The sequence below is a fragment of the Roseovarius sp. AK1035 genome (assembly GCF_003288315.1).
Lineage (GTDB): Bacteria > Pseudomonadota > Alphaproteobacteria > Rhodobacterales > Rhodobacteraceae > Roseovarius > Roseovarius mucosus_A.
The window spans coordinates 2,280,113-2,301,851 of the sequence record NZ_CP030099.1 but is presented as its reverse complement, the minus strand read 5'-3'; the positions used below and the strand labels follow the sequence as shown (position 1 = coordinate 2,301,851).

Genomic DNA, 21,739 nt, shown 5'->3' with positions numbered 1-21,739 from the left:
CCGGTCACAGGTGATCACCGGCGATCACCTTGGTGATAGCGCGCCAATCGCGGGGCCGCGCATCGGCTGCGATGCTTGGGCAATGCCGCACGCCGCAGGGTTGGGCTGCCGCCATGCAAAAGGCCCCGGATCTCTCCGGGGCCTTTGTGTTTCATGCGGTCCGCCTTAGTGTGCGGGCTGCTTGTCCCAGTCTTCGCGCTTGGGAAGCTGCTCAAAGGTGTGCTCCGGCGGCGGCGACGGCAGGGTCCATTCCAGCGTGTCGGCATATTCGTTCCACGGGTTCGGCCGGGTCTCGCGGGCGCCCCGGAAGAGGGCATAGATCACGAGGCCAAAGAAGAACACGAACGACGCGAAGGACAGGAAGGCCCCAATCGACGACCACCAGTTCCACAGCGCAAAGGCCTCGGGATAGTCGATATAGCGGCGCGGCATGCCCTGACGACCCAGGAAGTGCTGCGGGAAGAAGGTAAGGTTCGCACCGATGAACATCGCCCAGAAGTGCAGCTTGCCACCCCATTCAGGGATCATGCGCCCGGTCATCTTGGGGAAGTAAAAGTAAATCCCCGCAAATATCGCGAACACGGCCCCCAAGCTCATCACATAGTGGAAATGCGCCACCACATAGTAGGTGTCATGATAGGCGCGGTCCACGGCAGCTTGGCTGAGGACAATGCCGGTCACGCCGCCCACGGTGAAGAGGAAGAGAAAGCCAAAGGCCCAAAGCATCGGTGTGCGGAATTCGATCGAGCCGCCCCACATTGTGGCGATCCAAGAGAACACCTTGACGCCCGTCGGCACCGCGATGACCATCGTCGCCAGCATGAAATAGCTCTGCTGCGTCAGCGACATGCCCACGGTGTACATGTGGTGCGCCCAGACGACAAAGCCCAGAACCCCAATCGCGATCAGCGCCCAGACCATCGGCAGATAGCCAAAGATCGGCTTGCGCGAGAAGGTGGCGATCACATGGCTGATGATGCCGAAACCGGGCAGGATGATGATATACACTTCCGGATGGCCAAAGAACCACAGGATGTGCTGGTAAAGGATCGGATCGCCGCCGCCCGAGGGATCAAAGAAGGTGGTCCCAAAGTTACGGTCGGTGAGCAGCATGGTGATCGCCCCCGCCAGAACCGGCAGGCTGAGCAGGATCAGCCAGGCGGTGACAAAGATCGACCAGGAAAACAGCGGCACCTTGAACAGCGTCATGCCCGGCGCGCGCATGTTGAGGAAGGTGGTGATCATATTGATCGCCCCAAGGATCGACGATGCGCCCGACACGTGGACCGCGAAAATCGCAAGGTCCATCGACATGCCTGCCTCATTGGTCGAGAGCGGCGGATAAAGCACCCAACCCACGCCCGAACCCAATTGGCCATTGCCACCCGGCGCCAAGAGCGAGGCCACACCCAGCGAGGTGCCCGCAACATAGAGCCAGAACGACAGGTTGTTCATACGCGGAAACGCCATATCCGGCGCGCCGATCTGCAAGGGCATGAAATAGTTGCCAAACCCACCAAAGAGGGCGGGAATGACGACAAAGAACATCATCAGCACGCCGTGATAGGTGATCATCACGTTCCAGAGGTGACCGTTGGGCGTACATTCGGCAACATCAGAGGCGATGAACCGTGCGCCTTCCATGCACATGTATTGAACGCCCGGTTCCATCAGTTCCATCCGCATATAGACGGTGAACGTGACCGAGATCAGGCCGACGAACGCCGAAACGATCAGATAGAGGATACCGATATCCTTGTGGTTCGTAGACATGAACCACCGGGTGAAAAACCCGCGCTGATCTTCGTGTTCGTGGCCGTGAATGGCTGCATCTGCCATTGTGTGCCTCCTGCTGGTGTTGGTGCGGGGCATGGGGAGCGCTTGAGTCTCACATGCCCGTGATGTTTCAGGGTTTTAGAATGTCTGGGGGGGCGCGGCAATGCGCGAATTTGATGCAGATCAAAGAATTTTGTCGCACCCCCTTGCGAGAGGGGGCGGGGATAACGGGGGGATTTGGGGGCGTCGCCCTCGGGTGCGGGCGCGAGGACCTCTCCCCTCACGCACCCCCGTCATCCTCGGGCCTGACCCGAGGACCTCTTACCGCCAAAGATCCTCGGGTTACGCCCGAGGATGACGCCACTTGAAGGCAGTCTTTACCCCTCAGGCCGGGGCGGCGGCGTGTAGGCGTCGGGGTTGGCGCGCCATTTGCGGCCTTCGGTTTCCCAAATGCGAGGGCCATCAGATGATAATTCTGTGTCCGGCCAAAGTGGGGTCGAACAATGCACTTAGACAGTTTGACAGTCAAATCATCAAAGCCGGTGCTTCCCTGCGCATTGGAGATCGTTACTCCTTTAAAATCCGGAGCCTTGAGAGCCTAAATGATAACGTTGATATCCAAAGGTACCCCTCCAAGGTCCGTCCCCTCCATTAAAGCCCAACGCAGGTCTGCGCCAACTATGCGCGCCTTCCGGAAGTCTGCGCCCTCCATCCGCGAACCAACAAGTTTTGCCCCCTCCATCCGCGCGTCCCTGAAGTCTGCAAACTCCATCATTGACTAGCTGAGGTTGGCACCCGCCATGCGCACTTGGCGGAGGTCTGCGCCCTCCAACCGCGACCAGTCAAGGACGACCCCAACCATATGCGCTCCAGTAATTTCCGCCCCCTCCAGCTGCGATAGAGCAAGGTTTGCTCCATCCATCCGCACCCCACTTAGGCATCCCCCCTCCATTCGAGATGCGCTGATGTTTGCTCCCTCCATGCGTGCCCAGCTGAGGTTCGCTCCTTCCATCCGTACATCGTTAAGCAGCGCTCCAGAGAACACCGCGTCAGAGGCATCGGGGCGCTTTGCTGAAAGATCGGCACCTTGCAGATTGGCCCCGCGTAGATCGAGCCGATAGCCGGAGTAGGTTCGGAGGCGTTCGCGCCATGCAGAGAGTTTTTCACTGAACCTGTCGATTTCTGGCACTGTTTGGGGTGCGTCGTCTTTTACTTCTGGCAGTTCTGGACACGCCAGATCAAAAGGCCATACGATTCCCTCCTCCGGCGGGTTGGGCCATGCGGCCTCGACACGGCGCTGATCCGTGGTGCGACGGCCCAACACCAGCAAAGCTTGCGCAATATCGGCCCGGGGTTTTGGCAAGTCCTTTGCCCATTTTCGCGCCTTGGGTGTACGAAAGGGGCCATCGTCGAACCTGTCTTTCCGCGCCTCTATATGCAGTTTGCGCTCTTCGTCTGTTGCATCGTGCTTTAACGATTTCCACTTTGGAAGGGGAAAATCGCGCGGCGCTCTGGCGTTGGAATTCTCCCGCACATAGGCGCATAAAATCTCCATCACCCGCACATGATCGCGTCCCTTGTCATAGCGCGTGCTGTCCTGCGCGATGCGTTCCAGCGACAGGATCGCGCCGATGCGGACCTCGATAGCGGGAACAGTACGCTCTGCCTGAATAGGCTTGTTATCATCGCCCATGGTGTAGACCTTCTCGGTCTTTTCCGCCCCCAACTGCTCCACCGCCTTGTTGATGCGGTCGGTGATATGGCCCTCTTGCTGGAAATCCACCGTGCGCTGTTTCAGCACCGTGCCCCAGACCACGAAGGGCGCACCCAGAAGCGCCGCGACCAGAGCGCCTGCGCCCAGTGACTGTCTGCCCGCAAACGCGGTGTGGCCACCCGAGAGCATCTGCCAGACCTGCCAGAGCGTGCCACCAAAGAGCAAAAGCCAGATCGGCACCATTGCCCAGCCAAAGGCCTTGAGCAGGGCCAACGGCGAAGGTTTGCGGGTTTCCGTTTCTGTCGCGACCCAGACGATCACACTGGCCACGGCAATGCCCAGCGCAAGAAGAATGATCTGCCCTTGCTGCGCGCTGAGCGGCAATGTGATGGTCAAATCCGTCTGATCCATGCGCGCACCCTTACCAACCCGCCCGGCAACCTTGGCGAGATCGGTGCCTTGGGGCAAGGGGGAGGTTTTCGGGAAGCCAGAGGTCCTCGGGTCAGGCCCGAGGATGACAACACTACAAATGCCCCCTCACCCTTTCGCCGCGAACACCTCTGTTATCCGCGCAAGTTCCGCCTCCAGCCCATAGGGCGCATTGACCACAAATAACCCCGAGCCAACCATCCGGTGACCGGCGCGCACGGGGGGAAAGGCGACCTCGTGGCGCAAGCCCTCTGGAAAGGCCGCGCCAAGGTGGATCAGCATCCCCTCATGCGCCCCGCTCGTCAGGATCGGATACCAGAGCATCAGGATGCCCACATTCCACTTGCGGGCGATCTGGGTCAGGTGGCGGGGGATGCTCTCATACTCGGTCTTGACCTCATAGCTGGGGTCTACCAGCAAAAGGCCGCGCCGGGGTGTGGGCGGGCACAGCTCTTGCGCCATCTCGAACCCGTCCTGCTGGCGGATCTGCACGTCAAAGCCTGCCAGATTGCGCCGCAGATGCGTGTTCTCGCCGGGGTGCAATTCGGCCAGATGCAGGCGGTCCACCCGGCGCAGGCTCTGCGCGGCGATCAGGGGCGAGCCGGGATAGGCGCTGGCCCCATGCGCCGCGCGGTTCTGGGTCAGACAGCGGCGATACGGGTGGTCGGCGGCAAAGCGCGCCTCAAGCCGCGCCACGCCCTGCGCCGCCTCGCCAGTTTTCAGCGCCGCGGCATCGCCCAGATCATAGAGGCCGCGCCCGGCGTGGGTCTCGATATAACTGAGCGGTTTTGGCTTTTGGCACAGATAGTCCAACACCCAGGCAAGCGCTGCGTGCTTGTGGACATCCGCCGGATTGCCCGCGTGGTAATGGTGCTGATAGCTGAGCATGGCGGTTGGTAGCAGGTCGCGGTGGTGTGGAAAAGAGGGCGCTTGGCGTTCCCGTCCCGGGCTTGACCCGGGACCTCTCACCCCAAACCTTGAGGCCCCGGCTCAAAGACCGGGGCGGCACAGGCTACCCCACCACCGTGCCGGGCGGGCGCAGGGCATCCGCCAATTCGCCGTATAGCGCCATCCGCTCCTCTTCGGACAGGAACGCGCCAATCTCAACCTCGCGGCCTGATCCCTTGAGCGTAATGTAATGCGCGACCGGCCCGCCGGTGTCATGCATATTGACCTGCGCCCAATAGCGGTTGCAGGCCCATTCCTGCACATCGCCGCGCGGGTTGGTGCGCACCAGATGCACCTCTTCGGGCGCGATGGTCAGAACCTCGGTCAGCCGCGCGGTGCGATAGCTGTGCTCCAACGCCCACCACATCCCCGCCACCGCCATAAGCAGGAACGGCAACAGCCCCCAAAGCACCGCCGTGCCAAGAAGCGGATAGAGCGGCACGGTGATCAGCGTGAACGTGGCCAGCACAAAGGCGGCAAAGCCCCGGCGCGGCAGCGAGCGGTGCGGCCAGAGCGAGAGCGTTCTATCTGTATCAGCCTCGGTGCGAGGCGCGGTCCATTCATACGGCATGCGAGGGGTTTTAACCCGAAGCTTAGAAATGAAAAGGGCGCGGAGAGCCTGTAAGCCGGATTCTGTCCACCCCGGACCGTAATCCGAGGCTGGATGACCATTCCTCTTGGGACGCTGTTGCCAACGCCCCTCTAGCTGCCAACCCGGACCGCCGGGCCAAGACGTGCCTGCGGGCGGTATCCCGGACCAGGGTCCAGGACCAGCCCCCGCGCGCGGTCCCTATTTGGCATTGCTCCCGGTGGGGCTTGCCGTGCCGGTCCGGTTGCCCGTCCCGCGGTGGGCTCTTACCCCACCGTTTCACCCTTACCTCAGATCACTCTGGGGCGGTCTCTTCTCTGTGGCGCTTTCCCTTGGGTTACCCCAGCCGGGCGTTACCCGGCACCGTTGTCTTGTGGAGTCCGGACTTTCCTCGACACCCTTGCAGGTGCCGCGGCCATCCGGCCCTCCGCGCAAGGGCTGACTTAGGCGCTTGGGGCGGCGCGGTCAACGGCGAAGCGCGCGGCGAGGTCCGCCATCATCGCGCAATCCTGCGGGTCAAGCGGGCCGGTGACATGCGGGCGAAACCGCAGGCGAAAGGCGCGCAGGATATCGGCCTCGCTCACACCTTCGGACCGGACATAGCCAAACCGCGCGGCATCGTGTGGAAATTGCTCTGGGGCAGCCTCAGATCCCTGCGCAGGCCAGATCGACAGCCCCTGCCGCGCCAACCGCCGCCAGTCAAAACGCGGCCCCGGATCGCATTTGCGCGCGGGCGCCATATCGGAATGGGCGATGACACGGGCAGGCGGGATAGACCACCGCGCCATGATGCCCACCATCAGACCCTCCAGCGCCCGCATCTGCGGCTCGGGAAACGGATGCAGGCCGGTATTGGCCAGTTCAATGCCGATAGAGCGCGAGTTGACATCTGTCACATCCCCCCACTGCCCTGCCCCGGCATGCCAGGCGCGCGCGCCCTCGGCAACCAGATGCCAGAGGCGGCCACGCTCGCAGATCAGGTAATGCGCCGACACCTCGGCAGAGGGATCACACAACCGCTCCAGCGCCACCTCGGCCGTGACCATCGCGGTATAATGCAGCACGATCATATCCGGGCACACGCCCCCCCGGCGCAGGCCGATATTGGGCGAGGGGTGCCAGATCACGCGCGCGTCAGCCGCGCACCGCGTTGCGGAACGGGCGCGGGTCCCAGTTGCAGGCATAGCCATCGCCATCGGGGTCCAGCCCCTGACGATCCCGCTCGGGCCCGCCGCGCCGCAGGAAATCAAGCTGCGCCTGATCGGCAGAGGGGTATTGGGCGCAATTGCGCTCGAATTTCGAGCCGGAATTGATGCTAAGGCGTCGATAGACCGGCGTGCCCACGGCATGTTTCGTGCTTAGCGCGAAATCCACGATATTGGGGCCCACATCGCTTGGGCGGCTGCCAATCGCCTCCGGCTGCACCACCTGATATTGCGCGCGGTTGTTGGCGATGCGCGCCGCGTCCTCGGCAATCGACCGCTCGGCACCGACAGCGTCAAAGTTGTTTTCCTGCGAAATGCCAGCGGCATTCTCGACGGCGGGCGGTGGGTTAGAGGGGCTGGCCTGAAGCGGTGCAACACCGGAATTCGCCGCCGCCGCATCAAGCGCTGCGCGCGCTTCGGCGGCAATGGTGGCGGCATCGTCGGCACCTGCCGTGGTCTGACCTGTCGCACTCAGCGGCTCGGACGAAACGGCATCGGGCGGCGGCAGAACGCCGCGCGCCAGCGCTGCCTCGCGCGCGGCCTTGTCGCGCTGATAGGTGTCATAGTTCTGAAAGCCGACCCCGGCACCGCTATCGGGCACAGCGGGGGCGCAGGCCACCAGCGCCATCAGCGCAACCAAACCAAGTGTGAACCGCATCTCTTTCATCCTGCCAAAAGCCGTATCGACCGGGGCCTTACCACCATTTTGCGGGCTTTGCCACAAAACCTGCGGCCTGTTCCAGCGCATAGGCGGTGTTAAGCAGATCGCCCTCTTCCCAAGGCCGCCCAATCAGTTGCAAACCCAGCGGCAAGCCCTTGCCATCCAGCCCCGTTGGCACGGCAACACCCGGCAAACCGGCCAGATTGACCGTCACTGTAAAGACATCGTTCAGATACATCTGCACCGGATCGGCATCCGTCATCTCGCCCAGCCCAAAGGCAGCGCTTGGCGTGGCCGGTGTGAGGATCGCATCGACACCGGCGGCAAAGGCCTCGTCAAAATCGCGCTTGATCAGGGCGCGCACCCGGCGGGCGCGATTGTAATAGGCGTCATAGAACCCGGCCGACAGCACATAGGTGCCCACCATCACGCGGCGCTGCACCTCATGACCAAAGCCTTCGGCGCGGGTTTTTTCGTACATTTCCGTGATGCCATCGCCCTGCGCCAGCTTGGCGCGGTGGCCATAGCGCACCCCGTCATAGCGCGCGAGGTTGCTTGACGCCTCAGCCGGGGCAATCACGTAATAGGCGGGCAGCGCGTATTTGGTGTGCGGCAGAGAAATATCGCGGATCTCCGCCCCCGCCGCGCGCAGCATCTCGGCCCCGTCAGACCACAGCTTTTCGATCTCGGCGGGCATGCCGTCCATCCGGTATTCGCGCGGGATGCCGATCACCTTGCCGCGAATATCCCCCGTCAGCAGCGCCTCGAAATCGGGCACGGGCAGATCAGCCGAGGTGCTGTCCTTGGGATCATGCCCGCACATAGCCCCCAGCATGATCGCGCTATCGCGCACCGTCTTGGTCATCGGCCCAGCCTGATCGAGGCTCGAGGCAAAGGCCACAATGCCCCAACGTGAACAGCGCCCATAGGTGGGCTTGATGCCGGTGATGCCGGTAAAGGCCGCAGGCTGACGGATCGAGCCGCCAGTATCCGTGCCGGTCGCCCCAAGGCAAAGATCGGCAGCCACGGCACTGGCCGACCCGCCCGACGATCCACCGGGCGTCAGCGCGGTTTCGTCATTGCCACGCCGCCACGGGTTGACGGCATTGCCATAGCACGAGGTCTCATTGCTCGATCCCATGGCAAATTCGTCCATGTTGAGCTTGCCCAGCATCACAGCGCCCGCATCAAACAGGTTCTGCGTTACGGTCGATTCGTATTCCGGCTTGAAGCCTTGCAGAATGCGGCTTGCCGCTTGGCTCGGCACGCCCTTGGTGCAAAAGAGGTCTTTGATACCAAGGGGAATGCCGCACATCGCGGGCGCATCGCCCTTGGCAATCCGCGTATCCGCCGCCTGCGCCTGCGCGCGGGCAACCTCGGGTGTGTGATGCACAAAGGCGTTCAGCGCCCCTGCCCCATCGACCGCCGCAAGACAGGCCTCGGTCAACTCAAGGCTTGTCACATCCCCTTTGCGCAACGCATCTCGCGCCTCGGCAATCGTCATCCGGTTGAGATCGGTCATTATTCCACCACCTTCGGCACGGCAAAGAACCCCTCGCGCGCATCAGGCGCGTTCGACAGCACCGCCGCCTGCTGATTGCCATCGCTCACCACGTCCTCGCGCCGCTTGAGGCGCATGGGCGTGACGCTCGTCATCGGCTCTACACCCGTGACATCGACCTCGTTCAACTGCTCGATAAAGCCGAGAATGGTGTTGAATTCATTGGCCAGCGCCGGCAGCGCCTCTTGCGGCACTGCGATCCGCGCCAGTTTGGCCACCTTGGCGGCGGTTTCGAGATCAATCGACATGAGACTCTCCCGTGATCCGTTTGGCTTGCGTTTAGCGCCGGGGCCGCGCGGGCGCAAGCGGATCAGGGTCACGCATCTGCCCCTTTCCTTGGCTGACACGCTCGCTAAGGTAAGGGCGAGGATGAACACAAGCGGAGGTGACAATGCACATCACATGGCTCGGCCATAGCTCTTTTCGGATCGAGATCGGCGGACAGGTCCTGCTCCTTGACCCTTGGCTCAATGGCAACCCGATGCTGCCCGAGGATCAACACGGCCCCGCCACTGAAGGGGCCACCCATATCCTATTGACCCACGCGCATTTCGATCATGTCGCCGATGTGCTGCCGCTGGCCAAGCGCCTCGGCGTGCCGGTGGTTGGGCAATATGACCTCATGTCTCATTGGGAGGCCAAGGAAAACATCGCCACCGTCGGTTTCAACAAGGGCGGCACGATCGATCTGGGCGGCGTTCAGATAACCATGGTGCATGCCACCCATTCCACCTCGATCGCCACGGATGCCGGGCCGCAGGTTACAGGCAGCGAATGCGGCTATATGATCGCCGGTGAGGGGCATGTGATTTATGTTTCGGGCGATACCGATGTGATGGCCGATATGGGCGTCTTCAACGCGCTGCATGCGCCCGATATCGGCATTCTCTGCGCGGGCGGGCATTTCACCATGGATATGCGCCGCGCCGCCTATGCGGCCAAAACCTTTTTTGAGTTCAAGACGGTGATCCCCTGCCACTACCGGACTTTCCCGATTCTGGAGCAATCCGCCGAAACGCTTATCGCGGCCCTGCCCGGTGTCGATGTGATCGAACCGCAGGTGATGCAACCGATCACGCTGTAAGCGCGGCACCTTTAACCGTTCCAAAAATACTCGGCTGACGCCCTGGGCTTGTCCCGGGGCTTCATCCCCCGCTCACCGTTTGGCGCGCCGCCAGCCTGCCGCGCGGGCCTCGGCCTCGGAACAGAACCAGCGTTCGCCCTTGGCCTCGGTGATGACGGTCGCGTCATAATCCGCCTGCCCCGGCATGTGATAAATCTGATTGCCAGACCCGCTGCGATTGCCCTTGATCACACAGCCCGCTTGCGGCGCGGGCGCGTTTGCTTGGGCCTCCGCCGCGCGCTCTTCGCGCACCATGCGGCGATGATCCTCGGGGCGTGCCATCAGCACCTCATGCAGACCGCGCCCCGCAATCACAGCCGCCTTTTCATCTAGATCATAGGCCATCGAATATTTGCGATAGGCCAGCGCCAAGCCATCCGCCACCAGCATCCGGCCCACATCCTGCCCCACCACAGTGCAACGTGCGACGGTGCGATCATAGCGGTCCTTCTCCACCGCCTGACAGCGCGCCTCGCGGTTCTCGATCCGGGCGCGCACCTCTTCGGCCACCCATGTGCCGCAATCCCAGGTCGCGCCATCGGGGTTGGTGCAAATCTGCCCAAGTTCCGGCGCGTCGATCCCGTGCAAGCGCACGCGAACCTCGCCCACATCAAGCGTGTCGCCGTCGATCACCCGGACAAGGCCGCCAAACCCCTCAGCCCCGGCAGAGAGCGGGACCAGACCGAGAACGATGAGTAAACAAATCCTTAACATACCCCCTTATGCCGGAGGCCGCCCCCCGGCTGCAAGACAGAAGGTGAACAAAAGGTTAACGGCTCAGCGCTGGCTTTGCGCCCAGTCGGGATGCATCCAGGGCTCTGCATTCTCGGGCGGCAGCGGGCTGCGGCCCAGCACGGCATCGGCGATCTTTTCGCCCACCATGATCGACGGCGCATTGAGATTGCCATTGGTGATGCGCGGAAACAGGCTTGAATCCGCCACGCGCAGCCCCTCGACCCTGATCACCCGGCCCGCTGGGTCCACCACCGCCATCGGATCGCTGGCGCGCCCCATCTTGCAGGTGCCGCAGGGGTGATAGGCGCTCTCGGCATGCTCGCGGATGAAATCATCCAACGCGTCGTCGCTCTCTACCGCCGCACCCGGCTGAATCTCATGGCTCACATAGGGCGCAAAGGCGTCTTGCGCGAAAATCTCGCGCGTTAGGCGGATACATTTGCGGAAATCCTCCCAATCCTGCGCTTCGCTCATATAGTTAAAGCGGATCACCGGATCATCGGCAGGGTCGGCGCTGCGCAGGGTCACAGCGCCGCGCGACGGGCTGCGCATCGGCCCGACATGCGCCTGAAAGCCATGCCCCTCGGCCGCCGCCTTGCCATCGTAGCGCACGGCGATGGGCAGGAAATGATATTGAATATCGGGATAATCCACGCCCGCACCGGATCGGATAAAGCCACAGCTTTCAAACTGGTTGCTGGCCCCCGGCCCGCTTTTGTTCAAAAGCCAGCGCGCGCCCACCCACGCCTTGCCAAAGAGGTTCCAGTATTTGTAAAGGCTGACGGGCTGGCTTGCCGCCATCTGGATATAAAGCTCCAGATGATCCTGAAGGTTCTGGCCCACACCCGCACGATCCGCGACCACCGGAATGCCATGTTCCGACAGATGCGCGGCAGGGCCAATGCCCGACAGCATCAGGATCTTGGGCGAGTTGATCGAAGACGCGGCAAGGATCACCTCGGCATGCGCGCGCACCACCTCTTTGCGCCCCTTGATCAGCACCTCGACGCCCACCGCGCGCCCCTCTTCGATCACCACGCGACTGACAAACCCCCGGATGATATCGCAATTGTCGCGTTTCAGCGCCGGCTTGAGATAGGCATTGGCCGCCGACCAGCGCTGCCCCTTCCAGACGGTCATCTCAAAGGGGCCAAACCCCTCTTGCTGGTGGCCGTTGTAGTCATGCGTCTCGGGATAGCCCGCTTGCTTGCCCGCCTCGACAAAGGCGCGCACCAGCGGATTATCGCGCCGCCCCCGGCTGACATGCAGCGGGCCATCATGGCCGCGCCACCCCGCATCGCCGCCATGCCCGCCGTCGTGCCAGTTCTCCATCCGCTTGAAATAGGGCAGCACATCGGCATAGCCCCAGCCATCGCAGCCTTGATCGCGCCAGTGGTCATAATCGCGCGCATGGCCGCGCACATAGACCATGCCATTGATGCTGCTGGAGCCACCAATCACCTTGCCACGCGGACAGACCAGACGGCGATTGCCCAAATGCGGCTCGGGCTCGCTCAGATAGCCCCAGTCATAGCGCTTCATGTTCATCGGGTAACTCAGCGCGCCGGGCATCTGGATAAAGGGGCCAGCATCCGTGCCGCCATGCTCGATCACCAGCACGGATTTCCCGGCCTCGGCCAGACGATAGGCCATGGCACAGCCCGCGCTGCCTGCGCCCACGATGACATAATCGGCTTGCATCAGTCTCTCTTTCCTTGCGCGCGATCTCCGCCGAAACCGGCAGAAATCGAGTATTTACAGAAGGATGAACGCATCACTCGCCCCGCGGAAAGCGTTTGCTTTCCTCCAGCACGTTGAGGTCCATGTGATTGCGCATGTACCGCTCGGATGCCTTTTGCAGGGGCTGGTAATCCCAAGGGTAATACCCGCCCTTGCGCAGCGCCTCGTAGACCACCCAGCGCCGCGCCTGACTTTCGCGCACGGCGGCGTCAAAGGCCGCCAAATCCCAGCGGGCCTCGGCCTTGGCCTGCAACTGCGCCAATGTCCCGGCATGGGCCGGATCATCGGCCAAATTGGTCAACTCATGCGGGTCGGCCTCCAGATCAAAAAGCTGATCGGGGTCTAGCGCGCAGCGGTTGTATTTCCACTTGCCATAGCGCAGCGACACCAGCGGCGCTTGTGACGCCTCGGCGGCATATTCCATTGCAACAGGGGCCTCGCGCCTGCCGCCCTGCCCAAGATAGACCAGCGATTGCCCTTCGGTCCAAGGGGCCACCTCAGACATATCCGCCCCCGCCAGTTCGCAAAGCGTCGGGCAAACGTCGATATTGCTGACCGGATCGGTGATCAGCCCCGGTGCCATGCCGGGCGCCGAAATCATCAGCGGCACGCGGGCAGACCCCTCGTAGAAACACATCTTGAACCACAGCCCACGCTCGCCCAGCATATCGCCATGATCCGAGACAAAGAGGATGATCGCCTCTTGCCGTGTGCTCTCCAACGCCTCCAGAATCTCGCCAATCTTGTCGTCGAGATACGAGATATTGGGGAATTAGGCCCGGCGAGAGCGGCGGATATCCTCTTGCGAGATGTCGAAGTTGCGCCAGTCGTTGGCGTCGAAAATCCGCCGCGCATGGGCATCGTGATCGGCATAGTCCATCGCGGGCACGTCAGGCAGCAGATGGTCGCAGTCTTCGTAGAGGTCCCAGTATTTCTTGCGCGCCACATAGGGATCATGCGGATGGGTGAAACTGACCGTGAGACACCAAGGCCGCGCATCCAGCCCCCGCGCCAGATCATAAACCTTGGCGCGCGCGTTATGCGCCACCTCGTCATCATATTCCATCTGGTTCGAGATTTCCGCGACACCCGCGCCCGTCACCGACCCCATATTGTGATACCACCAGTCGATCCGCTCGCCCGGCTTGCGATAATCCGGGGTCCAGCCGAAATCGGCGGGATAGATATCGGTCGTCAGCCGTTCCTCGAACCCGTGCAACTGATCGGGGCCCACGAAATGCATCTTGCCGCTGAGGCAGGTCTGATAGCCCGCCCGACGCAGGTGATGCGCAAAGGTGGGAATATCGGCGGCGAATTCGGCGGCATTGTCATAGACGCGGGACCGCGACGGCAAAAGACCCGACATGAAGCTGGCCCGTCCCGGCGCGCAGAGCGGCGAGGCAGTATAGGCATTGGCAAACCGCGTCGACCGCGCCGCCAGCGCCTTGAGATTGGGGGCGTGCAGCCACGGGGCGGGACCATCGGGAAAGAGGGTGCCGTTGAGCTGATCAACCATGAAAATCAAGATATTGGGCGCAGTCATTCTTTGTCCTTCTGGGGTAGGCTGGTGTCGAGGTAATGCAGCAGCACATCAATCGCGAGGCCGGGTTGCATCGGCCCTTCGCGCAGCGCCTGACGGATATAAAGCCCGTCAATCATCGCCGCGAGGCCGCGCGTCAGCGTGCGCGCCTCATCGGGGGCCAAGGCGCGAAAGGCGTGATGCAGGTTCGACCGCAACCGCCGCTGATAGATATGCAGCAACCGCCGCGCCTCGTCCGAGCGCTGCGCCTGCACATAGAAATTAAGCCAGGCCGAGACCATTTCGCCGCGGAACTGCGCGGGGGTGAAACTGGCGCGGATGATGGCCTCGATCCGCTCCCGCGGGCTTTTGGCCATGATCAGCGCACCGCGCACCTCGGCCCCGTAAAGCGTCAGGATATGGCGCATCGCGGCCACGAACATCTGTTCCTTGGACCCGAAATAATGATGCGCCAGCGCGCTCGACATGCCAGCGCGCCGGGCGATCTGCGCCACGGTCACATCAAGGCTGCCATGCGCGCCGATCTCAGAAATCGTGGCCTCTACCAGCGCCGTGCGCCGGATCGGCTCCATCCCGATTTTCGGCATGCCCCCCCTCCAAAGACCTGTTGCCAGACTGGCCTAATCGTGTTTAATTGACTCGTCAATCAATAAAAAACACGAGGGACTGCATCACAACACTGCCCCCCTGCCAAAATGACGTTGTATTTCATCACAGCGTCATATTAGCCTTGGCAGGTATAAACCGACCGCCACGCGGCAGGGGGCCGCGCGATCTCGCGAGGTCACTCCAGAGAACAAAAGGCCGGTTCGGAAAAGCAAACCAAAGGGAGAAGACCAACATGACCATCCTCAATTCCGGCCGCATCAACCGACGCGGTTTCATGGCCACCACGGCCGGGGCAGCCCTTATTGCGGGCCTGCCCCTGCGGGCCAAGGCCGCGCCGTCGCGCGGCGGGCATCTGCGCGCGGCCATCGGCCATGGCCAGACCACCGACACCCTCGATCCGGGCACCTGGTCCAACAGCTTTACCACCTCGCTCGGCTTTGCCATTCATGGCCGCCTGACCGAAGTGGCCGCCGATGGCTCGCTCATCCCCGAAGTCGCCGAAAGCTGGGAAGCCTCGGCAGATGCGTCGGTATGGCGCTTCAAGCTGCGCTCGGGCGTGGCCTTCCATTCCGGCAAAAGCCTGACAGCGGCGGATGTGGTCAATTCGATCAATTTCCACCGCGGCGAAAATTCGACCTCGGCCGCAGGCCCGCTGGTGGCCCCGGTCACCGATATCACGACCGAAGGCGATGACATCGTTGTCTTCACCTTGGATGGCGGCAATGCCGACTTCCCATACTTCCTCAGCGACTATCACCTCGTGATCTGCAAGGCCGAAGGCGAGAGCATTGATTGGAAATCGGGCGATGGCTGCGGCAGCTATGTGCTCAAGGATTTCAATCCCGGCGTGTCCTATGCGCTCGAACGCAATCCGAACCACTGGCGCAGCGATGTGGCATGGTTCGACACCGCCGAAGTGCTGGCCATTGTCGACCAGAACGCGCGCACCACGGCGCTTGTCTCGGGCGATGTGGATGTGGTCGACCGGCTCGACCTCAAAACCGTGGGTCTACTGGCGCGCAACCCCAACATCCAGATCAATTCGGTCGCAGGCACGCAGCATTTCACCTTTGCCATGGACACCCGAGCAGAGCCCTACAACAACCCCGACGTGCGCCTTGCCCTGAAATACGGCATCAACCGTCAGGAACTCGTGGACAAGATCCTGTTCGGCTATGGCTCGATCGGCAATGACCACCCCATCGGTCGCGGGCAGCGCTTCTTCAACACCGAGCTTGAGCAAAAGAGCTTTGATCCCGACAAGGCCAAATTCCACCTCAAGCAGGCGGGTCTTGACAGCCTTGAGGTCAAACTGTCGGCGGCGGACGCAGCCTTTGGCGGCGCGGTCGATGCAGCGGTCCTCTATCAGAGTTCGGCAGCACAGGCGGGCATCACCCTGACCCCGGTGCGCGAGGCGAACGACGGCTACTGGTCGGACGTCTGGATGAAAAAGCCCTTCTCCGCCGTTTACTGGTCGGGTCGCCCGGTCGAAGATCAGATGTTCGCCACCGCCTATAAATGCGGCGCGGCGTGGAACGATACCTTCTGGTGCAACGACCGCTTTGACGAGCTGATGCTCAAGGCCCGCTCGGAACTGGACGAGGACAAGCGTCGCGAAATGTATTTCGAGATGCAGGCGATCTGTAGCGACGATGGCGGTCAGATCGTGCCGATGTTTGCCAATTACGTCTTTGGCAATTCCAACAATATTGCGCATTCCGACACGCTCGGGGCGAATTGGGATGTGGACGGCATGCGCTTTATCGAGCGCTGGTGGATGGCCTGATCCATCCCGCCTGACCTAACTGCAAGGCCCGGGGTAGCCTATCCTCGGGCCTTTGCCAAACCGGGCCCTGCCCCGGAATAATCAACCATGGGAGAAATATCACATGAGCTTCAAGACAACCTTGACCGCTATCGCCCTTGCCACCGCCGCTACCGGACCGGCCATGGCCAATTGTGACAGCGTGACCTTCGCCGATGTCGGCTGGACCGACATCACTGCCACCACCGCCGCCACCTCTCTTGTGCTCGAGGCGCTGGGCTATGAGACAGAAGCCAAGGTGCTCTCGGTGCCCGTGACCTATACGTCGCTCGCCAAGGGCGATATCGACGTGTTTCTGGGCAACTGGATGCCCACCATGGAGGCAGATATTGCCCCCTACCGCGAGGCTGGCACCGTTGACACGGTTCGTGCCAACCTCGTCGGTGCAAAATACACGCTGGCCACCAATGCCGCCGGGGCCGCGCTTGGCATCAACTCGTTTGAAACGATTGCACAGCATGCCGATGCGATTGAGTCCACGATTTATGGCATCGAGCCCGGCAATGACGGCAACCGTCTGATCCTCGATATGATCGAGGCGGATGCCTTTGGCCTCAAGGGGTTCGAGGTCAAGGAAAGCTCGGAACAGGGGATGCTGGCGCAGGTCAGCCGCGCGGATCGCCGCGAAGAGCCCATCGTGTTCCTCGGCTGGGAACCGCATCCGATGAACGCCAATCACGAATTGACCTATCTGACCGGCGGCGATGACTGGTTCGGCCCTGATCTGGGCGGGGCCACGATTTATACCAATACCCGCGCAGGCTATGTCGCGGAATGCCCCAATGTGGGCAAGCTGCTGGAAAACCTCGAATTCTCGCTGGCCATGGAAAACGAGATCATGGGCGCGATCCTGAATGACGGGGCCAAGCCCGAAGACGCGGCAAGCAGCTGGCTCAAGGCCAATCCGGATGCCATCGGCCCTTGGCTTGACGGTGTGACCACCAAAGACGGCGGCGATGCCATGGCCGCCGTAAAAGCGGCCCTCGGCCTCTGAGCATGGCGCTCAGGGATGACATCCTCGCCCTGATCAAGGACCAGCCCGGGATCACAGACGCGGAAATCAAGCGTAGGATCCCGGGGACAGGATTGCGCCATCAACAGGTTAATGCACGCTGCCGCTTGCTTGCCGAAGAAGGCCTTATTCGTAGGATCAAGCCATCAAGGGGAGCAATCGGCAATTATCCCGAGGCGTCGTTGGAAAAGCCTGAGGGCAGCCCCCGACCGCGGGTGGGGGAGAAGCCCCCGCCCGGGGGGGCGGTCGGGGGCTGCCCGGCGGAGCCGCCGGGCGCAACTATCCAAGCTGTCGCGCCTACATGCATCAACATCGAATTTTTTTGGCAAAGCGTAGGCGAAATTCAGTTTCTAGATGAGTCTCTGCACTTTCCGCACCTGCCTGCACGCGCTGGACTCTACCGCATAAGATTGCCGGTGAGCCGATCCGTCTATGTCGGCGAAACGGTTAATCTGCGACGACGAATGCAGAATTACCGCAGGCCCGGGGCAACTCAGACGACGTCGGTTTGGGTCAACGATCATTTGCGAAACCGGCTCCGCGACGGCGAGCTTGTGTTACTCGAGACCTGCACCGATGCCATGACGACCACCGGCACCATCCGGCAGGGTGCCGATCTCAAATCCAAGATTGTTCGCGTCATGATCGAACATGCGGCTATCCTGTATGAAAAACAAGCAAACTGGATTCCACTGAACAAGGCGAACTGATGGACTGGCTGAGCGATCACAAAATCCCCGTGGGGAAATGGGCCGAAGGCTTTTTCCTCTGGCTTCAGGACAATGCGGCGGGCTTTTTCGACATGCTGTCGGTGCTGATGGAAGGGCTCATCGACGCCTTTCTCTGGGTGCTGCAAACCCCGCATCCCATGGTCATCATCGGCGTCTTTGTCGCCCTGACATGGGTCTTGCAGCGCAGTTGGAAAACCTGCCTGTTCGTGCTCTTGGGCTTTCTCTTCATCCTCAACCAAGGCTATTGGGAAGAAACCACCGAAAGCCTGACGCTCGTCATCTCGTCCTGCGTATTCTGCATGGCGCTTGGCGTGCCCCTTGGCATCGCCGCCGCGCACCGCCCCCGGCTCTATGACGGGATGCGCCCTGTGCTCGACCTCATGCAGACGCTGCCGCCCTTTGTCTATCTCATTCCTGCGATTGTGTTTTTCGGTATCGGCATGGTGCCGGGGCTGATCGCCACGGTGATCTTTGTCGTCCCTGCCCCCATTCGCCTGACGCATCTGGGCATTTCCAACACGCCCCAGCCGCTGCTAGAGGCGGCACAGGCCTTTGGCGCCACCAATCGCCAGACGCTCTGGAAGGTGGAACTCCCCTACGCCCTGCCGCAGATCATGGCGGGGCTCAACCAGACCATCATGCTGTCGCTGTCCATGGTGGTGATCGGCGCGCTGGTGGGCGCGGATGGCCTCGGCGTGCCGGTGCTGCGCGCGATCAATACCGTCAATATCGCGCTAGGCTTTGAATCCGGGCTGATGATCGTCGTCGTGGCCATCGTCCTTGACCGCATGCTGCGGATGGAGGGGCGCAAGTGACCGATACAATCGTCAATTTCAACAAGGTCTCTATCGTCTTTGGCGATGCGCCCGAAACCGCCCTGCCCTTGATGGATCAGGGCATGACCCGGCCAGAGATCCAGCAGAAAACCAGTCAGGTTCTCGGCGTGCATGATTGCGACCTCGCGGTTGCGCCGGGCGAAATCCTCGTGCTGATGGGCCTTTCGGGGTCGGGCAAATCCACCCTCCTGCGCGCCGTCAACGGCCTCAACCCGGTGGTGCGCGGCACGGTCGAAATCCACGACGGCAGCGGCATGGTGGATGTGACCAACGCCACCCCCGCCACCCTGCGCCGATTGCGCCAGCATCATATCGCCATGGTGTTCCAGCAATTCGGCCTCCTGCCCTGGCGCTCTGTGCGCGAGAACGTGGGCCTCGGCCTTGAACTTGCAGGCATGCCCAAGCCCGAGCGCGCCGCCCGCGTCGACCGGCAACTGGCCCTCGTCAACCTCTCCGACTGGGCCGAGCGCCGCGTGGGCGAGCTGTCGGGCGGCATGCAACAGCGTGTGGGCTTGGCCCGCGCCTTTGCCACCGATGCCCCGATCCTTCTGATGGACGAGCCGTTTTCGGCCCTCGATCCGCTGATCCGCAACCATCTTCAGGATGAACTCATCGACCTGCAAAAAACCCTTGGCCGCACCATCATCTTTGTCAGCCATGATCTGGATGAGGCGTTCAAACTGGGCGACCGTATCGCCATCATGGAGGGCGGGCGCATCGTGCAATGCGGCACGCCGCAGGATATCTTTACCAATCCCGCCACCGACTATGTGGCGGAATTCGTGGCCCATATGAACCCTCTGGGCGTGCTCTGCGCCCGCGACGTGATGGAACCGGCCAGCGGCACGCCCGACACCTGCGTTGGCCCCAACGCCAGCATTCAGGACGTGATGGAAAGCGCCCAAGGCCATGACCGCCCCGTGGGCGTGATCGAGAATGGCCAACTCTTGGGTCAGATCACCCGCAACCGCATCTTGGCCAAGCTGCTTGATCCGCGCGCCTAGGCGGGTGCCCCCTCAGACCTTGGTCGCCGAAACCGTCGGTGTGATCCGCCGCTTCAGCACCGCCTCGCGCCAGCTGATAAAGCTGACCGCGCCCACAATCACCATGCCGCCCAGAACCACGAACACATCCACCCCCTCGCCAAACACCAGTGCCCCCAAAAGCACCGCCCAGACGAGTTGCAGAAAGGTCACCGGCTGCGTCACCGCCAGAGGGGCGGCTCGAAACGCCAGCGTCATGGTGTAATGCCCCGCCGTGGCCAAGGTGGCCACCGCAAAGAGGATCGCCAACTCCCATGGCGTTGGCGTGACCCAGACTGCCGCCGCCAAAGGGGCCAGACCAAGCGTGACCGTGATCGACAGCATCGCCACCACCACGCCAGGGCTGCTGCGCCCCGACACCACCTTGGCAATCAGATAGGACGCGCCAAAGAAGATGGCGGCAAAGATCATCGCCAGATGCCCCGGCCCCACTTCGCGAAATCCGGGCCGCAGGATGATCAGCGCACCGATCAGCGCAACACCCACCGCCAGCACCCGCCGCAACGCCAAACGCTCGCCCAAGAACAGCCCCGCCCCAAGGGTGACATAGATGGGGGCCAGATAATTCATCGCGGTCACATCGGCGATGGGAATCCGCGCCATGGCATAGAACCACAGCGCCACGCCCACCGTATGCACGACCCCGCGCGCGGCAAAAAATCCCCAGGTCCCACGCGCCAACCGCAGCCGCCAAAGCGATCCCAGCATCGGAAGAAGAAACACCAGCCCCATCGCATAGCGCAAAAAGGCCGCCTGTGGTGCCGGCACGCGCGTGCCCAGCACCTTGACCAGCGCGGTCACCCCCACAAAGAGGATGCCGGTCACCACCATCCAAAAGATGCCCCAGCCCGGCCGTGCCGTGCTTTCTGCTCTGCTTGCCTCTTGCGCGCTCATGCTTGCATTAATTCATGCCTCTGGCCGCCTGTCGAGACTGGCTTGGCGCTTATCCATGCGCATAGCGCAACACACCCTGCCGCCTCACGCATGGCTTAGCCTCGCAACAGGCCAAATGCGATGGCCCACATCACACAGCCCACCCCGGCATCCAGCACCCGCCAACTGGCGGGCCGCCGAAAGAGCGGCGCAAGAAGGCGCGCGCCATAGCCCAGCGAAAAGAAGAAAACAAAACTCGCACAGACCGCGCCCAGACCAAAGACAAACCGGTTCTCATATTGCGTCGATATGGACCCCAGCAAAACCACCGTATCCAGATACACATGCGGATTAAGCCATGTCAGCGCCAGACAGGTCAGGACAGCGCGTCGCAAACTGCCTGCCCCCTCGCCCGCCTCCAGCGCCGCCGCGCCGCGCCACGCGGCCAGAAAACTGCGCGCGCCATACGCCAGCAAAAAGGCAGCACCGCCAAAGCGCATGATCCGCTCCAGCCCCGGCACCGCCTCGGCCAGAACGCCAAAGCCGGTCACACCCGCCGTCACCAGAATGGCATCGGAAATGGCGCAGACCAGAACCACCGCCAGCACATGCGCGCGCCGCAACCCCTGCCGCAGCACAAAGGCATTCTGCGCCCCAATGGCCATGATCAAACTTAAGCCAAGCGCAAATCCCGCCAGTCCCGCCTGCATCCGCCTACCCTTTCCTCGGTCTTCAAATACGCAAATCCGCGTCTGTCGCAGGGGCTTGCCTAGCGGTGCGGCGGGCATT

21 protein-coding genes, 1 other RNA gene and 1 pseudogene are annotated in these 21,739 nt (G+C 62.2%); 6 read left to right on the top strand and 17 right to left on the bottom strand.

Going from position 1 to position 21,739, the window contains the following annotated elements; translation table 11 throughout:
- Positions 1-14 precede the first annotated feature (14 nt).
- The 11 genes from RAK1035_RS20210 to gatC form a co-directional block, all read right to left on the bottom strand.
- Positions 15-155: a hypothetical protein gene (locus RAK1035_RS20210; protein WP_157132394.1), complete on the bottom strand. Its 141-nt coding sequence runs from the start codon at positions 153-155 to the stop codon at positions 15-17.
- 10 nt (positions 156-165) lie between these two features.
- Positions 166-1,839, bottom strand: a complete 1,674-nt coding sequence (ctaD, locus tag RAK1035_RS11020) for a cytochrome c oxidase subunit I (RefSeq protein ID WP_008280062.1) — start codon at positions 1,837-1,839, stop codon at positions 166-168.
- A 535-nt stretch (positions 1,840-2,374) separates the two neighbouring features.
- The gene (locus RAK1035_RS20695; RefSeq protein WP_368074247.1) at positions 2,375-2,488 is read right to left on the bottom strand and encodes a pentapeptide repeat-containing protein; all 114 of its coding nucleotides are present in this window, start codon (positions 2,486-2,488) and stop codon (positions 2,375-2,377) included.
- Between the two features lie 66 nt (positions 2,489-2,554).
- Entirely contained in the window at positions 2,555-3,901 is a 1,347-nt protein-coding gene (locus RAK1035_RS20200; RefSeq protein ID WP_050775732.1) for a pentapeptide repeat-containing protein, read from the bottom strand.
- 126 nt (positions 3,902-4,027) lie between these two features.
- A complete protein-coding gene (locus RAK1035_RS11010) occupies positions 4,028-4,807 on the bottom strand; it encodes a 23S rRNA (adenine(2030)-N(6))-methyltransferase RlmJ (RefSeq protein WP_008280059.1) in 780 nt (259 codons plus the stop codon).
- Between the two features lie 124 nt (positions 4,808-4,931).
- Complete coding sequence (locus RAK1035_RS11005; protein WP_008280058.1) at positions 4,932-5,438, bottom strand: DUF2244 domain-containing protein; 507 nt, start codon at positions 5,436-5,438, stop codon at positions 4,932-4,934.
- A gap of 35 nt (positions 5,439-5,473) precedes the next feature.
- Positions 5,474-5,887: RNase P RNA component class A (gene rnpB / locus RAK1035_RS11000), an RNA gene on the bottom strand.
- Positions 5,888-5,899: 12 nt separating this feature from the next.
- Positions 5,900-6,526 carry an N-acetylmuramoyl-L-alanine amidase gene (locus tag RAK1035_RS10995; RefSeq protein ID WP_050775740.1) on the bottom strand — a complete coding sequence of 209 codons (627 nt, stop codon included), beginning with the start codon at positions 6,524-6,526 and terminating at the stop codon, positions 5,900-5,902.
- Positions 6,527-6,590: 64 nt separating this feature from the next.
- The gene (locus RAK1035_RS10990; protein ID WP_037297337.1) at positions 6,591-7,319 is read right to left on the bottom strand and encodes a hypothetical protein; all 729 of its coding nucleotides are present in this window, start codon (positions 7,317-7,319) and stop codon (positions 6,591-6,593) included.
- A 37-nt stretch (positions 7,320-7,356) separates the two neighbouring features.
- Positions 7,357-8,844 (bottom strand): Asp-tRNA(Asn)/Glu-tRNA(Gln) amidotransferase subunit GatA, encoded by a 1,488-nt coding sequence (gene gatA, locus RAK1035_RS10985; RefSeq protein ID WP_008280055.1) that lies wholly within the window; start codon positions 8,842-8,844, stop codon positions 7,357-7,359.
- A complete protein-coding gene (gatC, locus tag RAK1035_RS10980) occupies positions 8,844-9,131 on the bottom strand; it encodes an Asp-tRNA(Asn)/Glu-tRNA(Gln) amidotransferase subunit GatC (RefSeq protein ID WP_008280054.1) in 288 nt (95 codons plus the stop codon). Before gatC ends, gatA begins: the two co-directional genes overlap by 1 nt.
- Positions 9,132-9,274: 143 nt before the next feature.
- Here gatC and RAK1035_RS10975 point away from each other — a divergent pair, with 143 nt between their 5' ends.
- Complete coding sequence (locus RAK1035_RS10975) at positions 9,275-9,967, top strand: metal-dependent hydrolase (RefSeq protein ID WP_037297163.1); 693 nt, start codon at positions 9,275-9,277, stop codon at positions 9,965-9,967.
- 72 nt (positions 9,968-10,039) lie between these two features.
- Here the strand turns inward: RAK1035_RS10975 and RAK1035_RS10970 are convergent, their stop codons facing one another.
- The 4 genes and pseudogenes from RAK1035_RS10970 to betI form a co-directional block, all read right to left on the bottom strand.
- Positions 10,040-10,720 (bottom strand): thermonuclease family protein, encoded by a 681-nt coding sequence (locus RAK1035_RS10970; RefSeq protein ID WP_008280052.1) that lies wholly within the window; start codon positions 10,718-10,720, stop codon positions 10,040-10,042.
- A 63-nt stretch (positions 10,721-10,783) separates the two neighbouring features.
- Complete coding sequence (betA, locus tag RAK1035_RS10965; protein WP_008280050.1) at positions 10,784-12,442, bottom strand: choline dehydrogenase; 1,659 nt, start codon at positions 12,440-12,442, stop codon at positions 10,784-10,786.
- Positions 12,443-12,515: 73 nt separating this feature from the next.
- Positions 12,516-14,024, bottom strand: a pseudogene (betC, locus tag RAK1035_RS10960) (choline-sulfatase).
- The gene (betI, locus tag RAK1035_RS10955; RefSeq protein ID WP_232279164.1) at positions 14,021-14,608 is read right to left on the bottom strand and encodes a transcriptional regulator BetI; all 588 of its coding nucleotides are present in this window, start codon (positions 14,606-14,608) and stop codon (positions 14,021-14,023) included. Before betI ends, betC begins: the two are co-directional and overlap by 4 nt.
- A 254-nt stretch (positions 14,609-14,862) precedes the next feature.
- Here betI and RAK1035_RS10950 point away from each other — a divergent pair, with 254 nt between their 5' ends.
- From RAK1035_RS10950 to choV, 5 genes are all read left to right on the top strand, one after another.
- The gene (locus RAK1035_RS10950) at positions 14,863-16,416 is read left to right on the top strand and encodes an ABC transporter substrate-binding protein (protein ID WP_008280046.1); all 1,554 of its coding nucleotides are present in this window, start codon (positions 14,863-14,865) and stop codon (positions 16,414-16,416) included.
- 103 nt (positions 16,417-16,519) lie between these two features.
- On the top strand, positions 16,520-17,449 hold the full coding sequence (choX, locus tag RAK1035_RS10945) for a choline ABC transporter substrate-binding protein (RefSeq protein WP_008280045.1): 930 nt from the start codon (positions 16,520-16,522) through the stop codon (positions 17,447-17,449).
- A 2-nt stretch (positions 17,450-17,451) separates the two neighbouring features.
- On the top strand, positions 17,452-18,177 hold the full coding sequence (locus tag RAK1035_RS10940; protein WP_008280044.1) for a hypothetical protein: 726 nt from the start codon (positions 17,452-17,454) through the stop codon (positions 18,175-18,177).
- Positions 18,177-19,013 carry a choline ABC transporter permease subunit gene (gene choW, locus RAK1035_RS10935; RefSeq protein WP_008280043.1) on the top strand — a complete coding sequence of 279 codons (837 nt, stop codon included), beginning with the start codon at positions 18,177-18,179 and terminating at the stop codon, positions 19,011-19,013. Before RAK1035_RS10940 ends, choW begins: the two co-directional genes overlap by 1 nt.
- A complete protein-coding gene (gene choV, locus RAK1035_RS10930) occupies positions 19,010-20,038 on the top strand; it encodes a choline ABC transporter ATP-binding protein (RefSeq protein WP_008280042.1) in 1,029 nt (342 codons plus the stop codon). The genes choW and choV overlap by 4 nt, the downstream gene beginning before the upstream one ends.
- Positions 20,039-20,050: 12 nt before the next feature.
- Here the strand turns inward: choV and RAK1035_RS10925 are convergent, their stop codons facing one another.
- The gene (locus RAK1035_RS10925; RefSeq protein ID WP_008280041.1) at positions 20,051-20,971 is read right to left on the bottom strand and encodes a DMT family transporter; all 921 of its coding nucleotides are present in this window, start codon (positions 20,969-20,971) and stop codon (positions 20,051-20,053) included.
- Between the two features lie 95 nt (positions 20,972-21,066).
- A complete protein-coding gene (locus tag RAK1035_RS10920; protein ID WP_008280040.1) occupies positions 21,067-21,660 on the bottom strand; it encodes a LysE/ArgO family amino acid transporter in 594 nt (197 codons plus the stop codon).
- Positions 21,661-21,739: the final 79 nt, after the last annotated feature.

Bases quoted from the DNA above. Each gene is read 5' to 3' on its own strand.
- RAK1035_RS20210 (WP_157132394.1), bottom strand. From the start codon at position 155: ATGAAACACAAAGGCCCCGGAGAGATCCGGGGCCTTTTGCATGGCGGC.
- ctaD (WP_008280062.1), bottom strand. From the start codon at position 1,839: ATGGCAGATGCAGCCATTCACGGCCACGAACACGAAGATCAGCGCGGG.
- RAK1035_RS20695 (WP_368074247.1), bottom strand. From the start codon at position 2,488: ATGGAGGGCGCAGACTTCCGGAAGGCGCGCATAGTTGGCGCAGACCTG.
- RAK1035_RS20200 (WP_050775732.1), bottom strand. From the start codon at position 3,901: ATGGATCAGACGGATTTGACCATCACATTGCCGCTCAGCGCGCAGCAA.
- RAK1035_RS11010 (WP_008280059.1), bottom strand. From the start codon at position 4,807: ATGCTCAGCTATCAGCACCATTACCACGCGGGCAATCCGGCGGATGTC.
- RAK1035_RS11005 (WP_008280058.1), bottom strand. From the start codon at position 5,438: ATGCCGTATGAATGGACCGCGCCTCGCACCGAGGCTGATACAGATAGA.
- RAK1035_RS10995 (WP_050775740.1), bottom strand. From the start codon at position 6,526: ATGATCGTGCTGCATTATACCGCGATGGTCACGGCCGAGGTGGCGCTG.
- RAK1035_RS10990 (WP_037297337.1), bottom strand. From the start codon at position 7,319: ATGCGGTTCACACTTGGTTTGGTTGCGCTGATGGCGCTGGTGGCCTGC.
- gatA (WP_008280055.1), bottom strand. From the start codon at position 8,844: ATGACCGATCTCAACCGGATGACGATTGCCGAGGCGCGAGATGCGTTG.
- gatC (WP_008280054.1), bottom strand. From the start codon at position 9,131: ATGTCGATTGATCTCGAAACCGCCGCCAAGGTGGCCAAACTGGCGCGG.
- RAK1035_RS10975 (WP_037297163.1), top strand. From the start codon at position 9,275: ATGCACATCACATGGCTCGGCCATAGCTCTTTTCGGATCGAGATCGGC.
- RAK1035_RS10970 (WP_008280052.1), bottom strand. From the start codon at position 10,720: ATGTTAAGGATTTGTTTACTCATCGTTCTCGGTCTGGTCCCGCTCTCT.
- betA (WP_008280050.1), bottom strand. From the start codon at position 12,442: ATGCAAGCCGATTATGTCATCGTGGGCGCAGGCAGCGCGGGCTGTGCC.
- betI (WP_232279164.1), bottom strand. From the start codon at position 14,608: ATGCCGAAAATCGGGATGGAGCCGATCCGGCGCACGGCGCTGGTAGAG.
- RAK1035_RS10950 (WP_008280046.1), top strand. From the start codon at position 14,863: ATGACCATCCTCAATTCCGGCCGCATCAACCGACGCGGTTTCATGGCC.
- choX (WP_008280045.1), top strand. From the start codon at position 16,520: ATGAGCTTCAAGACAACCTTGACCGCTATCGCCCTTGCCACCGCCGCT.
- RAK1035_RS10940 (WP_008280044.1), top strand. From the start codon at position 17,452: ATGGCGCTCAGGGATGACATCCTCGCCCTGATCAAGGACCAGCCCGGG.
- choW (WP_008280043.1), top strand. From the start codon at position 18,177: ATGGACTGGCTGAGCGATCACAAAATCCCCGTGGGGAAATGGGCCGAA.
- RAK1035_RS10925 (WP_008280041.1), bottom strand. From the start codon at position 20,971: ATGAGCGCGCAAGAGGCAAGCAGAGCAGAAAGCACGGCACGGCCGGGC.
- RAK1035_RS10920 (WP_008280040.1), bottom strand. From the start codon at position 21,660: ATGCAGGCGGGACTGGCGGGATTTGCGCTTGGCTTAAGTTTGATCATG.